The sequence below is a fragment of the Novosphingobium sp. genome, from assembly GCF_037133355.1.
GTDB lineage: Bacteria > Pseudomonadota > Alphaproteobacteria > Sphingomonadales > Sphingomonadaceae > Novosphingobium.
Genome location: NZ_JBAXOI010000014.1, coordinates 37,919 through 50,772, shown reverse-complemented (window position 1 = coordinate 50,772; position 12,854 = coordinate 37,919). Strand labels below are relative to the sequence as shown.

The window sequence follows — 12,854 nt, the reverse complement described above, 5'->3', positions numbered from 1 at the left end:
TGGTCAATCGCTATCTTGCGATTTTTCGCTGCACTTGCGAAGATTCTTTCGCTCCCCCACGATTGCCGTTCAGGCCAGTTGCAGCGGCAGGCTTCTCAGTCGCTTGCCGGTAGCCGCGCGGATCGCGTTCGCGACTGCGGGAATGACGGGCGGCAGGGTCGGCTCGCCAAGGCCGGTGGGCGGATAGTCGTTTTTCACCCAGCTGATCGCGATCTCGGCGGGCTTGGCATCCATCCGCAGCAGCGGGAAGTCGCTGAACGTCACTGTCTGCACCGCGCCGCCTTCCTGCACCACCGGCTGCCACACCAGCGCCTGCGCGAGGCCATCGATCGCGGCGCCTTGGGCCTGGTGCTCGGCATTCAGCGGATTGATGATCTGCGAGCCGATGTCGCCCGCGATCCACACCTTGTCGACCTTCACCGCACCATCCGCCACGGTCACGTCGACCACTTCGGCAAAGTAGCCGCGGTGGCTGAAATAGAACCCGAAGCCGCGGCCCTTGCCCGGCACCCCCGAAGGCTTGCCCGTCCAGCCCGAGAACGCCACCACGCGCTCGATCACCCCGCGCGCGCGGGCCGTGCTGAACACCACGGTTGGGCGCTCGGTCGGCAGATCGCGCGGAGCCCCCAATGTGCGCAGCATCAGCGCGGGCAGGTCGGTCCCCGCCGCCTCCGCCACTTCGTCCATGAAGCTCTGCCAGACAAACGCCATGGCATTCGAGGTCGGCGCGCGCAGCCAGCCGGTCGTGAGATTGGTCGATAGGAAGGACTGCACGAGATGTGTATCGGGCACGACCGAGGCGGGGAACTCCGAAGTGGGCATTTCGGCCGCCCGGATCGGCTTGCCGCCCGCGCCAAAAGTCACGAAGTGGTCCTTGAACGCCACCAGCGCGCCGCTTGCATCGATGCCTGCGGTAAAGCGGTGCCAGCCGCCCGGCCGGTAGTAGTCGTTGCGCAGGTCGTCGGTCCGGTCGAACAGCAGTTTGACCGGGCGCCCGGGCACCGCTTTCGCCAGTTGGCCAGCCATCACCATATAATCGTTCATCAGCCGACGGCCGAAGCCGCCGCCGATGCGCGTCATGTGGATGGTGATCGCCTCGGGCGCGATGCCCATCATCGCTGCCACATCCTTGCGGCCATTGCCGGGGTTCTGCGAAGGCGCCCAAAACTCAAGCTTGCCGTCCGCATGCCAAAGCGCGGTGCAGTTCTGTGGCTCCAGCGTCGCGTGGGCAAGGAAGGGATAGCTGTAGTCGGCGGTCACCACCTTGGCGGCCTTGGCCAGAGCCGCATCGGCATCGCCCGCCTTGAACAGCGTGGCATCGGGCGCCTTGTCCAGCGCTTCAGCGGCCTGCTTGGCGTAGAGTTCGGTCGAAAAGCCCTGCTGCGCGGCAATATCCCACTTCACCACGAGCTTTTCGCGCAGCTTCTGCACCGCCCACCACGATGTGCCGACAATCGCCACCGCATCCTGCTTGCCCGCCGGGCACTGGCCGCTGCTGATCGGCACTACCGCCACCACCCCGCGCGCGGACTTCACCGCGCTATCGTCATAGCTCGCCAGCGTGCCGCCGATTGCCGGGCACTTGACCATGGCCGCATGGAGCAGACCCGGCAGCCGCGTATCGATGCCGAACAGCGGCTCGCCCCGCACGATCTTCGGTGTGTCCACCCCCTTGCGCGGCGTGCCGATGATGCGGAACTCGTTCGGCTTCTTGAGCGGCACCTTGGCCAGATCGGGCGCGGCCTGTGCCGCCGCCGCCTTTGCGAGCGAGGCATAAGTCGCGCTGCGGCCCCCGGCCTTGTCGACCACGCGCCCGCCGGCGGTCGTCAGGCTTGCAGCGTCCACCTTCCACTGCGCCGCCGCTGCGCTTACCAGCATGGCACGGGCCGCGGCCCCCGCTTGCCGCGCCGGAAGCCAGTTCATCGGCGTTGCAGTGCTGCCGCCGGCCACTTGCGGGCCATAGATCTTGTCATTCGCATCGGTCTGCTCGATGTGTACCTGCTCCCAGGTCACATCCAGTTCGTCGGCCAGCAGCATCGGCAGCATGGTCTTGATGCCCTGTCCGATCTCCGGGTTCTTCGCCCCGATGATCACGCTGTTGTCCGGCAGGATCCGGATGAAGGCGTTGAGCACAGTCGCATCGGGCACGCCCGGCCCCGCCGCCAGCGCGATCTGCGCCTCGAACGTGAGGGCGGCGCCGCCGGCCAGCGATGCCGCGATGAACGAGCGGCGGCTCATGGCTGTCGCCTGCGTGCTCATGCCTCGTTCTCCAGACCGGCGGCTTCGCGGATCGCGCGTTCGATGCGCACATATGTGGCGCAGCGGCAGATATTGCCGTTCATGCCCACCAGAATGTCCTCGGCGCTGGGTTTCGGAGTGGCAGTGAGCAGCGCGGTGGCCGACATGATCTGCCCCGCCTGGCAATAACCGCACTGCGGCACATCGATCTTCACCCAGGCATCGACCACTTTCTGCCCTGCCGGCAGCGCGGTCACTCCCTCGATCGTGGTGATCTGCTTGCCCGCCGCTTCCGCAATCGGCGTCTGGCAAGATCGCACCGCCTGCCCATCGAGAATGACCGTGCAGGCCCCGCACAGGCCCGCGCCGCAGCCGAACTTCGTGCCCGGCATGTCGAGATCCTCGCGCAGTACCCAGAGCAGCGGCTTGTCCGCATCGGCCTCCACGGTCCGTTTGCGGCGGTTGACGGTGAGTACGACGGACATGGGCAGTCTCCGCTTGGACGGAGCGTCCGGGGTATCGGGACGCGGGCCATGTCAAATCTGAACAGTCTTCAAGGATTGCGTCAAGCCATGACGGCGGGAAGAGCGCACGCCTAACGCAGCAGCACCGCCTGCCACGGCCGCAAACGCGCGCCGCCTCCACCGATCAGATCGGCACGGCGCGAGCCGGGGCCGCGGTAGGTCACGGTTCTGGCGGAGAGGTTCACGGCAAGGTACAGGCATTGTCCGGCACCGCAGCGGCGGACCACCAGCAGGTCCGCCGGGCTCTCCAGCACCTTCTGGTCACCCCGGCGCAGCGCAGGCAGGCTCCAGCGCAGTTTCGCCAGCTTGCGGTAATGCTCCAGCAGCGAGCCGGCGCGTCCGCTCTGTTCGGCTACCGAAACGCCGTCATGATCCCGCGCCTGTCGCTGGTCCCAGTAGCGTGCGCCGGGCCGCCGGTACCAGGTCGCTTGCCCCGGCGCGGCATCACTAGACGCCCACTTGAACGCCTCGCGCAGCGGGATTTCGGCCTCGTCGGTCTTGTAGGCGGTATCGCGCTGGCCTTTCATGCCCAGTTCCTGGCCCTGATAGACAATCGGCGTGCCCTTGAGGAAAAACACGAGGGCAGCTGCGGTGCGCAGCTTCTCGGCGGTCATGCCCGGATCGGAGGCGATGCGGTCGATGTCGTGGTTCTCCGGGAACAGCAGTTGGTGTTTGCCCGGCGGCGTCGCGCGCTCCAGCGCGGTGATCGCGGCGACGATCGCGGCCTTGTCGAACTGCCTGATCGCCTTTTCCAGCGTGAAGCCGAATACTGCCGAGGTGTCGGCCCGGGTCAGGTAACCCGCACCGGAATCGTTCCAGTCCGCCTGCTCGGCAATGAACGAAAGCCGGGGATTGGCTGCGCGCAGGTGGTCGAACGCCGGTTTCCAGAACTCGGTGAACAGATCGGTGAGGAGGCCGCGCGAATCGAGGTCGTCCATCATGTGATCGAGCCGGAACCCGTCGACCCCGTCATCAAAGCGGCCGTCATGATTGGGATCGACCCAGTCCATGAGATACTTGTCGAAATAGGCGCGCACTGCTGGCGCCTTGAGGTTGACCGTCGTCACGTTCTGGCGATCGCCGCCGAAATGATCGAATGCGCGCAAGCCGAACGGGCCATCGGCCAGCACGCCCCGTGCCCTGTCCTGCCACAGCAAACGGTCGCCTGCGGCCGAAGCCGGATCGGCCAGCGCCTCGCGCCACCAGGGGTGGCCATCGACCACATACTGGAACTCCATGTCGAGATAGAGCTTGATCCCGGCGTGGTGGAGCGCTGCCAGCAGGCGCCGGAAATCGGCCATAGAACCGTAGGCGGGCTCGATGCCTTCGAAGCTGGTGGCGAAGTAGTTGTGGTAGACCCGGCTCGGATAGAGCGGGGTGAGCAGCACCGCTGTCACGCCCAGCGACTTCAGATAGCCGATGCGGCTGGCAATCCCGTTGAGATCGCCGATGCGGTCGCCATTGCTGTCGCGCCAGCTGCGCACGAAGACGTGGTAGACGACATCGTCCGACAGGTTCGCCGACCGCGCCGTCACGGGCGCAGCGCTTGCTGGTGCGGTCCCGGCCGAGAAGGCGAGCGCCCCGGCCAATGCCGCTCCGGCCAGCCACCGCCAACCCTTGCGTGCACTCATCATGTGCGTCCCTCCATGGCAACAACCAGCGCTTCGTAGCCCACCCAGCGGCGATAGCTGCGCTGGTCCTCGTACTGCCGCTGCTCGCCGAGCACCGTGATGCTCCCGGTCCGCGCGGCCAGCTGGCGGATCAGGCAGCGCAGGATCGTGCGGGCCTGCGCTGCGCCGAGGCAGGTGTGGATGCCGCTGCCAAAGCCAAGATGCGGGTTGGGCGAGCGGTCCAGGCGTACCTCGCCGGGCCGGTCGAACACCGCCTCGTCGCGGTTGGCCGAGGCCCAGCACAATGAGACCCGCGCGTCTGCTGCAACGGTATGCCCGCCCACTTCGGTCGGCACCGGGCAGACCCGGCCGATATGCGTGAGCGGCGAGATCACCCGCACGAATTCCTCGACTGCGAAGGCGATGCGCTTGGCATCGCTGCCGATCGCGTCCAGCGCGGGCCGGTTTGCGGCGAAATAGGCGATGATCCGCGAAACCGCGTTGATCACCGTGTCGCGGCCGCCGGCAAACGTGAGATTGGCGATGCCGACCATTTCGTCGGTATTGAGGCGGCGGCCATCGAGTTCGGCGCGGTTCAGCACTGCGAAGAAATCGTCGCCATCCGAACCGGCCGCCTTGGCCAGCGCATTCCGGATATAGCGGTCGAGTACCGCACCCTTGGCGGCGCCGTCCTCGCCGTCGTGAAAGACGTGCGTGCCCCAGGATATCCACTCCTCGGCCTCCGCCTCGGGAAGGCCGAGAAGATGGGCGAGCGCGCGCGATTGCAGGGGCAAGGCAAATTCGCGCACGATCTCGATTTGCGGCCGCGCCGTGGCGGCATCGACCAGTTCGGCCACCAGCGCGTCGATCCGGGCGATATAGGCCGGCGCGACGGGCCGCAGGAACACGGGCTTGAGCATATCGCGCACCGCGCTGTGCAGCGGCGGGTCTGCCTCGATCGGCAACTGGCGCACAGAGCGCATCGCCTCTTCGGAGGGGATCGGCACGCGCATCGGTGCGTCCGATGAAAAGGTATGCCAATCCTTTGCCACGCGGCGCACCGCATCGTGGCGCAGGATCATCGGGATCGTCTCGCCGCCGAACCGGGCGACAAGCACACCGCTGCCTCGGCGGGCCTCGCTGAATGGATCGATTGCGGTTTCCTGCTCCATGCCCCGCAGCATCGCATTGCCGTGCGGGCGGGCGCCAGTCCCGCCAACCGCGCAAAAGCTATCGCGGTCTTGACCTCAGCGCGCCCCGGCGCGGTAGGCGCGCGGGGTCACGCCGAAGCGGCGGCGGAACTGCTCGGTCATGTGGGCCGGGCTGGCAAAGCCCGTCGCCCGCGCGATCTCGCTCACCCGCTCCCCACCCGAAAGCAGCCGCTGCGCCGCGAGCCGGAGCCGGTAGGCGCGCAGATAATCGGAAAACGTGCTGCCGAAGACCTGCTTGAACCGGCGCGAGAAATAGGCCTCGGACAAGTGGCAGACGCTTGCCGCCTCGCCCAGCGTGATCGGCTGCCCGGGATTGCGCGCGATGCGGTCGAGCGCGGGGCGCAGCCGATCGATCGCGCCGCTGGTGGCGCCGGGCTCGGGATCGGCGGCGGCGTCGGCCAGTATCATGGCTTTCAGGATCAGACCCGCAAGGCCGACCAAGATCTCGCGCGGCGAACCGTCCGCCGATGCTTCGGCCAGCCAATCGAACAGCAGCTCCATCCGCTGCCGCAGCGCGCCCGCGCAGCGGACCACGCGGCAGGCGGCGGCGGAGGGCGCGGGCGTTCGTTCCAGCAGGCTTGCGGTCAGGAACGGGTCGAGGTGCACCAGCACCCAGCGATGATCGCCGGGCGGGATGGCGAAGTCGTGCCTGTGCATCGGGGGCACGAACACCGCTGTGCCGCTCTCCAGCAAGAAGGCCCCGTCCTCGCAATCAAGGCTGCCGTCCACGGCGGAAAACCAGATCAGTTCCGCGGCATCGTGGAAATGGGGGAAGCGTTCGGGCGCCGGGTCCGCCCGCGTGATCGCGACCCGCTCGGCCCTGATCGCGGTGGCCGGATTGACCTCGACCGGTTCGCAGATGGATCCTCTCGCCATGGCGTCTGGTTAGCATTGCGGTGCGGGCGGCGCGACCCGGTTTGCAGCGCAGGTCGTGCCTTGCGGCTCAGGGCACCACCGGCGGCGCCAGCAGTTCACCGTTAGCGCCCACCACGGTTTCGAGCCATTCGGCAAAAGCGCGCGCGCGGCGGCTCGATTTCCGGCCTGCCGGGAACATCACCCAGACATCTACCGGGGAGAGCTCCCAGTCGGCGAGCACCGGGCGCACCGTACCTGCAGCCAGTTCGGGCGCAAACATCAGGCGTGAGCCCATGCCGATACCGAGCCCGGCCAGAATGCAACTGCGCATCCCTTCGCCCGCGCTCACCCGCACCACCGGCTGGATCGCGACCGACGTGTTCGTCGCGCCGTGGGTGAAGGACCAGGCGGTCGGCCCTTCAAACTGGCTGTAGGCGATCAGTCGGTGTGCAGGCAGTTCATCGGGTGTGGCCGGTTCGCCCATCTGATCAAGATAGGCACTGGTCGCAACCAGCAGGCGCTGTGAGCTACCCAGCCGCCGCGCGATGAGGCTGCTGTCCGAAGGTTTGCCAAGCCGCACGGCAACATCGACCCCCTGCTCGATCAGATCGACCCAGCGGTCATCAAGGATCAGGTCGACAGCAAGTTCGGGGTGCCGGTCGAGAAACTCGGCAAGGCGCGGCAGGATGTGGAGCGCGGCATAAGTCGGCGGCGCAGCCAGCCGTAATTGCCCGGCAAGCGAGGTGGCGGAGTCCCGGGCGGCAGCTTCCGCCTCGTCGGCCTCGTCGAGTACAACGCGCGCGCGTTCGTAAAAGCGCTGCCCGGCCTCGGTCAGGTGCTGCGCGCGGGTCGTGCGCGCCATCAGGCGCACGCCGAGGTACTCTTCGAGGTTGGCGATGGCCTTGGAAACCGCTGGCTGTCCCATGTTCAGACGGCGCGCTGCCGCCGAAAAACTGCCGGTTTCAACCACCGTGGCAAACTGGCGCATGGCAACGAGGCGGTCCATCCACATATTCCTCTCTGGAACATATCCTATCAGAACACCGGCTCTACTGGCTAGAGCAGGAATTGATCATTGTCTCTCCATCGCCGCCGACGGCGTGATCGCAGACTCAGGAGAACCGCCATGACCCGCTACAACGTACACACGATCGAGACCGCTCCCGAAGCTTCGCAACCGCTGCTCGCAGGTGTGAAGCGGGGCTGGGGCTTCATTCCCAAGCTGCAGGGCACGCTCGCCGAAAGCCCTCTGGCCCTCGAAGCCTATGACACGCTGTTCAATCTTGTCGCCGCCAAGGCCACGCTGACCCCGGCAGAACAGCAGGTCGTCTACCAGGCGATCAACGTATATCACGGCTGCGAATACTGCACTGCGGGCCACACTTTCCTCTCGCGCAAGGCAGGCGTCCCTGAAGACGTGATCCAGGCGATCCGGGACCGCGCCCCGATTGCCGATACCCGCCTCGAGGCGCTGCGCCGCTTCGCCGAAGTGGTTGCCGAAACCCGCGGGTTTGCCGGCGACTCGGCGGTCGATGCTTTCATCGCAGCCGGCTTTACCAAGGCCCAGGTGCTGGAGGTCGTGACGATCATCGCGACCAAGGTCATGTCGAACTACACCAACCACCTGACGCACACTCCGCTCGAGGACTTCATGGCCGATCCCGCGCTGCGCTGGATCGATCCGCTCGGCCGCACGGCGCGTGATCCTGCGCTCGTCGCCGCCTGATTTCCCCTCTCTCCGGACGCTCCTCCACCCGATTCTTCCCATCGTGCGCGGTTTATCCGGGATGCGCAAAAATCATGGGAAGCCCCGCGCGCAAATGGCTCTAGAGAGGCGCGCGCGGGGATAGCGGGGCAGAATTTTGACGCAGGCGTTCGACTATATCGTGATCGGGGCGGGGGCTGCGGGCAGCGTCGTGGCCAGCCGCCTCGCCGCGCGTCCGGGACTGCGTGTGCTGGTGCTGGAAGCCGGCGGCACTGACCGGCGCCTCTGGGTGCGCGTGCCGATCGGCTACGGGCGCACGTTCAATGATCCCACGCTCAACTGGTGCTACCGCAGCGCGCCAGTCGCCGGCCTTGGGGGCAGGGCGGTCTATCTGCCGCGCGGCAAAGTGATCGGCGGTTCAAGCTCGATCAACGCGATGGTCTATTGCCGGGGCGTGCCGGGCGATTTCGACGACTGGCGCGATGCGGGCAATTCCCGGTGGGGCTGGGCCGATGTGGTGCCCGCGTTCGAAGCCATCGAGCGGCGGATCGGCCCTGATGGTGCGTCCGAGGGCAGCGGCCCGCTCACGGTGGCGGACCGGTCTGCCGACTATCACCCCTTCGGCCGCCATTTCCTCGCCGCAGCGGGCGAAGCCGGCTTTGTGCGGATCGGCGATCTCAATGCCCCGCCGCATGAGGGCGTGGCGCCTTACCACCTCAATATTCAGGACGGCCGCCGCTTCTCCGCCGCCGATGCTTTCCTGCGCCCCGCGCTCGCCACGGGCCGCGTCGGGCTGGTCAAGGGGGCCGAGGTCGAGCGTATCGGCTTTGAAGGCCGCCGCGCGCGCACGGTGCGCTATCATCAGGGCGGCGCGGTGCACGAGGTGCGTGCCGAGGCCGAGATCATCCTCTGCGCCGGCGCCGTGGGCTCGCCCGCGCTCCTCCTGCGCTCAGGCGTGGGCACGGTCTCGGACCTCAAGGCGCTAGGCATCGCGCCGGTTGCCGAAAGCCCCCATGTCGGCGCGAACCTGCAGGACCACATCGGCATCGACTATTTCTACCGGACCAGCGAACCGACGCTCAACCGCGAGCTGGCTGCATGGCCCGCGCGGATCAGGGCAGGTCTGCGCTATGTCCTCAGCCGCAAGGGCCCGCTCAGCCTCAGCGTCAACCAGTATGGCGGCCTGGTGCGCAGCGATCCGGCGCTCGCCCGGCCCGATGTGCAGCTCTACTGCAACCCGCTGACCTATTCGAAAAGCGGCACCGACAAGCGCGAGATCCTCGAGCCCGACCGCTGGGATGCCTTCACGCTGGGCTTCAGCACCTGCCGCCCGCAAAGCCGGGGCCGTGTCACACTCGCCGGGCCCGATCCGCGCGCTGCGCCGGTGATCCAGCCCGACTATCTCGCCAGCGAGGCAGACCGCGCGGGGGTGCTTGCCTCCGCCCGTCTCATCGCACGCATTGCGGCGACCCCCGCGATGACGGCGGTGATCGAGCGGCCCTACGTGTTCGATCCGGCCGGCGCGGACGATGAAGCGCTGCTCGCCGATTTCCGCGCACGCAGCGGCACGGTCCATCACTTGTGCGGAACTTGCCGGATGGCCCCGGCGGATCGTGGCGGGGTCGTGGGCAGCGACCTTTCGGTCCATGGCACCGAAGGCCTGCGCGTGATCGACGCTTCGGCCTTCCCCAACATCACCTCTGCCAATACGCTTGCGCCGACAGTCATGCTCGCCTGGATCGCCGCCGGGCGCATGCTTGAACAGAACTTTGCGGGAACCCCATGATCCGAATCGTCAAGCTTGAGACTTTCGCCAATGAATTCCTCGCCTTCGTCCGCGCGACGATGGAGGATGGGAGCGTGGGTTGGGGCCAGACCTCGACTTACAACGCCGATATCACCGCGCAGATCTTCCACCGCCAGGTTGCGCCCTGGGTGCTGGGGCGCGATGCGAACGATATCGCGGGCGCGGTGCGGGTCGTCGAGGAGCGCGAACACAAGTACCCTGGAAGCTACCGCTGCCGCGCGCTCGCCGGGCTTGATACCGCGTTGTGGGACTGGCGCGGGCGGCAGGAGGGCAAGCCGGTCGCGGCGCTGCTCGGCGGCACCCGCACCAGCTTGCGCGCCTATGCCTCCTCGATGAAGCGCGACATCAGCCCCGAGGACGAGGCGGCGCGGCTGGTGCGCCTGCGCGACGAGCAGGGCTTTGATGCCTTCAAGTGGCGCGTCGCCTCAGAATGCGGTCGCGATGTGGATGAATGGCCGGGCCGGACCGAGGCGGTCGTCCCCACTGTGGCCCGCGCGCTGGGCGATGGGGTGGCAAAGATGGTCGATGCCAACAGCGGCTTTTCGCCCGCGCGCGCCATCGAAGTCGGCCGCTTGCTTGAACAGGAGGGGCTCTGCCATTTCGAAGAGCCGTGCCCCTACTGGGAGCTTGAACAGACCGCCGAAGTCACCGCCGCCCTCTCGCTCGACGTCACGGGCGGCGAGCAGGATTGGGATTTCAACGTGTGGCGGCAGATCATCGCGATGAAAGCGGTCGATGTGCTCCAGCCCGATGTCATGTACATGGGCGGCCTGACCCGTACCTTGCAGCTTGTGGACATGGCTCAGGCGGCGGGGATGACCATTACCCCGCACAGCGCCAACCTCTCGCTGGTGACGATCTGCACCGCGCACCTCCTTGCCGCGATCCCCAATGCCGGGCCCTATCTCGAATTCTCGATCGAGGGCGCCGATTACTACCCGTGGCAGCAGGGCCTGTTTCTCGGCGATCCGTTCCGCATCGAGGACGGCCGCATGAAGGTGCCCGAGGGGCCGGGCTGGGGGGTCGAGATCAATCCCGCCGTGCTCGAAGGCATGGCCTATGCGTCAAGCGCGCTGGAGCGCTGAGGCGATGGACAGGCGCATTGCGATCATCTCCGCCGCAGCCAGCGGCATCGGCCTTGCCATCGCCGAGGCGCTGCGCGGCGAAGGCTGGCGGGTCTATATCGGCGACCGCGACGAGGCCGCGCTCGCGGCATTGGGCGCGCCGGACGAGAGCTTTGCCGCAAGGCCGTGCGATGTCGCCGATGCCGCCTCGGTCGAGGCTTTTCTGGCCTGGGTGGAAAGCGATCTTGCCGCGCGGGGCCTTTCCGGCATCGACCTCCTTGTCAACAATGCCGGGATCGCCGGGCCCACCGCGCGGTTCGAGGACCAGCCGATTGATGGCTGGCGCGCCGCGATCGATGTCAATCTCAATGGCATGTTCTTCATGACGCGCGGCGCGATCCCGCTGCTGCGCCGCCGCGCGCCGGGTTCGGCGATCATCACCATGAGCTCGACCGCCGGGCTCTTCGGCTGCCCCTTGCGCGGGCCCTACGTCGCCAGCAAATGGGCGCTCATCGGCCTCACCAAGACGCTGGCGATGGAGCTTGGCCCCGAAGGCATCCGCGCCAATGCGATCTGCCCGGGCAGCGTCGAAGGCCCCCGGATCGACCGGGTAATCGCCGCCGATGCCGCCGAGCGCGGGCTCACGGTCGCCGAGGTCGAGCGCGAGTACAAACGCCAGACCTCGCTGCGCACTTTTGCGACAAGCGAGGATGTGACTGCCATGGTCCGCTATCTGATGTCGCCCGCGGGTGCGCGGATATCCGGCCAGGCCATCGCCATCGATGGCCATACCGAATCGTTGTCACTTGATATGGAGGCCTGATGCGCGCTGTCTGGTACGAGGAAACCGGGCCCGCGCCCCGTGTCCTGCAACTTGGCGAGATGGACGATCCGCAGCCGGGCCCTGGCGAGGTCCGCGTTCGCTTGCACGCCTCCGGGGTCAACCCGTCGGACGTCAAGACCCGCGCAGGTCTGCGCAGCCCCATCGCCTTCCCGCGCGTGATCCCCCATTCGGACGGCGCGGGCGAGATCGATGCGGTGGGCGAAGGCGTGCCGCTTTCGCGCATCGGGACGCGGGTCTGGGTGTGGAATGCGGCCTGGCGGCGGCCGTTCGGCACGTGCGCCGAGATGATCTGCCTGCCCGAGGCGCAGGCTGTGGCCCTGCCTGATGGCACCAGCTTCGAGGCCGGCGCCTGCCTCGGCATTCCGGCTTCGACTGCATGCCACGCCGTGTTCGCCGACGGCGATGTTACCGGGCAGACGGTGCTGGTTACCGGCGGAGCGGGCGCGGTCGGCCACTATGCGATCCAGCTCGCCCGCTGGGGCGGGGCGCGCGTGATTGCCACGGTGAGCGGGCCTCAAAAGGCTGCTGCGGCCGAAGCGGCGGGCGCGCATGCGGTGGTGAACTACCGCGAAGGCGATGTCGCTAACGCGATCCTTTCTGCCAACTCCGGCCAGCCCGTCGACCGCGTGGTCGAAGTGGAGTTCGGCGGCAACCTGCCCGTGACCATGGCCGTGCTGGGCGAGGGTGGGGTTATCGCCTCTTATGGCTCAATGGCCGATGGCGAGCCCAAGCTGCCGTTCTATCCGCTGATGTTCCGCCACACCACGCTGCGCATGCTCCTGGTCTACCTGCTTACGGCGCAGGAGCGCGCGCAGATGATCACCCGGCTTACCGCCGCGCTGGAAGAAGGCGCGCTCAGCCACGCGATTGCGGCGCGTTTCGATCTAGCGGACAGCGCAAGGGCCCATGAGGCGGTCGAATCCGGCCATATGATCGGCAATGCCGTGATCATGATTGATTGAGTTTCGCAATTGAGTTTGGTGATTGACTGGGGGC

At 67.2% G+C, this 12,854-nt stretch carries 11 protein-coding genes; 5 read left to right on the top strand and 6 right to left on the bottom strand.

Annotated elements, in window-relative coordinates; all coding sequences use genetic code 11:
* Positions 1–69: 69 nt before the first annotated feature.
* From WCL10_RS14150 to WCL10_RS14125, 6 genes are all read right to left on the bottom strand, one after another.
* A complete protein-coding gene (locus WCL10_RS14150) occupies positions 70–2,259 on the bottom strand; it encodes a molybdopterin cofactor-binding domain-containing protein (RefSeq protein ID WP_336896310.1) in 2,190 nt (729 codons plus the stop codon).
* On the bottom strand, positions 2,256–2,723 hold the full coding sequence (locus tag WCL10_RS14145) for a (2Fe-2S)-binding protein (RefSeq protein WP_336896309.1): 468 nt from the start codon (positions 2,721–2,723) through the stop codon (positions 2,256–2,258). The genes WCL10_RS14150 and WCL10_RS14145 overlap by 4 nt, the downstream gene beginning before the upstream one ends.
* Positions 2,724–2,833: 110 nt before the next feature.
* Positions 2,834–4,396: an alpha-amylase family glycosyl hydrolase gene (locus tag WCL10_RS14140; protein ID WP_336896308.1), complete on the bottom strand. Its 1,563-nt coding sequence runs from the start codon at positions 4,394–4,396 to the stop codon at positions 2,834–2,836.
* A complete protein-coding gene (locus tag WCL10_RS14135; RefSeq protein ID WP_336896307.1) occupies positions 4,393–5,544 on the bottom strand; it encodes a cytochrome P450 in 1,152 nt (383 codons plus the stop codon). Before WCL10_RS14135 ends, WCL10_RS14140 begins: the two co-directional genes overlap by 4 nt.
* Before the next feature lie 75 nt (positions 5,545–5,619).
* Entirely contained in the window at positions 5,620–6,459 is an 840-nt protein-coding gene (locus WCL10_RS14130) for an AraC family transcriptional regulator (RefSeq protein ID WP_336896306.1), read from the bottom strand.
* A gap of 67 nt (positions 6,460–6,526) precedes the next feature.
* The gene (locus WCL10_RS14125) at positions 6,527–7,444 is read right to left on the bottom strand and encodes a LysR family transcriptional regulator (protein WP_336896305.1); all 918 of its coding nucleotides are present in this window, start codon (positions 7,442–7,444) and stop codon (positions 6,527–6,529) included.
* 120 nt (positions 7,445–7,564) lie between these two features.
* Between WCL10_RS14125 and WCL10_RS14120 the strand changes: the two genes are divergently transcribed.
* The 5 genes from WCL10_RS14120 to WCL10_RS14100 all read left to right on the top strand — a co-directional run bounded on the left by WCL10_RS14120 (position 7,565) and on the right by WCL10_RS14100 (position 12,820).
* Complete coding sequence (locus WCL10_RS14120; protein WP_336896304.1) at positions 7,565–8,164, top strand: carboxymuconolactone decarboxylase family protein; 600 nt, start codon at positions 7,565–7,567, stop codon at positions 8,162–8,164.
* Positions 8,165–8,300: 136 nt separating this feature from the next.
* Complete coding sequence (locus WCL10_RS14115; protein WP_336896303.1) at positions 8,301–9,929, top strand: GMC family oxidoreductase N-terminal domain-containing protein; 1,629 nt, start codon at positions 8,301–8,303, stop codon at positions 9,927–9,929.
* Positions 9,926–11,035: a mandelate racemase/muconate lactonizing enzyme family protein gene (locus WCL10_RS14110; RefSeq protein WP_336896302.1), complete on the top strand. Its 1,110-nt coding sequence runs from the start codon at positions 9,926–9,928 to the stop codon at positions 11,033–11,035. Before WCL10_RS14115 ends, WCL10_RS14110 begins: the two co-directional genes overlap by 4 nt.
* Before the next feature lie 4 nt (positions 11,036–11,039).
* Complete coding sequence (locus WCL10_RS14105; RefSeq protein ID WP_336896301.1) at positions 11,040–11,837, top strand: SDR family oxidoreductase; 798 nt, start codon at positions 11,040–11,042, stop codon at positions 11,835–11,837.
* A complete protein-coding gene (locus WCL10_RS14100) occupies positions 11,837–12,820 on the top strand; it encodes an NADPH:quinone reductase (RefSeq protein ID WP_336896300.1) in 984 nt (327 codons plus the stop codon). Before WCL10_RS14105 ends, WCL10_RS14100 begins: the two co-directional genes overlap by 1 nt.
* Positions 12,821–12,854 lie beyond the last annotated feature (34 nt).

What these genes read in the sequence shown, in the direction of transcription:
- WCL10_RS14125 (WP_336896305.1), bottom strand. Translation starts at nt 7,444, where the DNA reads ATGGACCGCCTCGTTGCCATGCGCCAGTTTGCCACGGTGGTTGAAACC.
- WCL10_RS14120 (WP_336896304.1), top strand. Translation starts at nt 7,565, where the DNA reads ATGACCCGCTACAACGTACACACGATCGAGACCGCTCCCGAAGCTTCG.
- WCL10_RS14140 (WP_336896308.1), bottom strand. Translation starts at nt 4,396, where the DNA reads ATGATGAGTGCACGCAAGGGTTGGCGGTGGCTGGCCGGAGCGGCATTG.
- WCL10_RS14130 (WP_336896306.1), bottom strand. Translation starts at nt 6,459, where the DNA reads ATGGCGAGAGGATCCATCTGCGAACCGGTCGAGGTCAATCCGGCCACC.
- WCL10_RS14135 (WP_336896307.1), bottom strand. Translation starts at nt 5,544, where the DNA reads ATGGAGCAGGAAACCGCAATCGATCCATTCAGCGAGGCCCGCCGAGGC.
- WCL10_RS14100 (WP_336896300.1), top strand. Translation starts at nt 11,837, where the DNA reads ATGCGCGCTGTCTGGTACGAGGAAACCGGGCCCGCGCCCCGTGTCCTG.
- WCL10_RS14150 (WP_336896310.1), bottom strand. Translation starts at nt 2,259, where the DNA reads ATGAGCACGCAGGCGACAGCCATGAGCCGCCGCTCGTTCATCGCGGCA.
- WCL10_RS14110 (WP_336896302.1), top strand. Translation starts at nt 9,926, where the DNA reads ATGATCCGAATCGTCAAGCTTGAGACTTTCGCCAATGAATTCCTCGCC.
- WCL10_RS14145 (WP_336896309.1), bottom strand. Translation starts at nt 2,723, where the DNA reads ATGTCCGTCGTACTCACCGTCAACCGCCGCAAACGGACCGTGGAGGCC.
- WCL10_RS14105 (WP_336896301.1), top strand. Translation starts at nt 11,040, where the DNA reads ATGGACAGGCGCATTGCGATCATCTCCGCCGCAGCCAGCGGCATCGGC.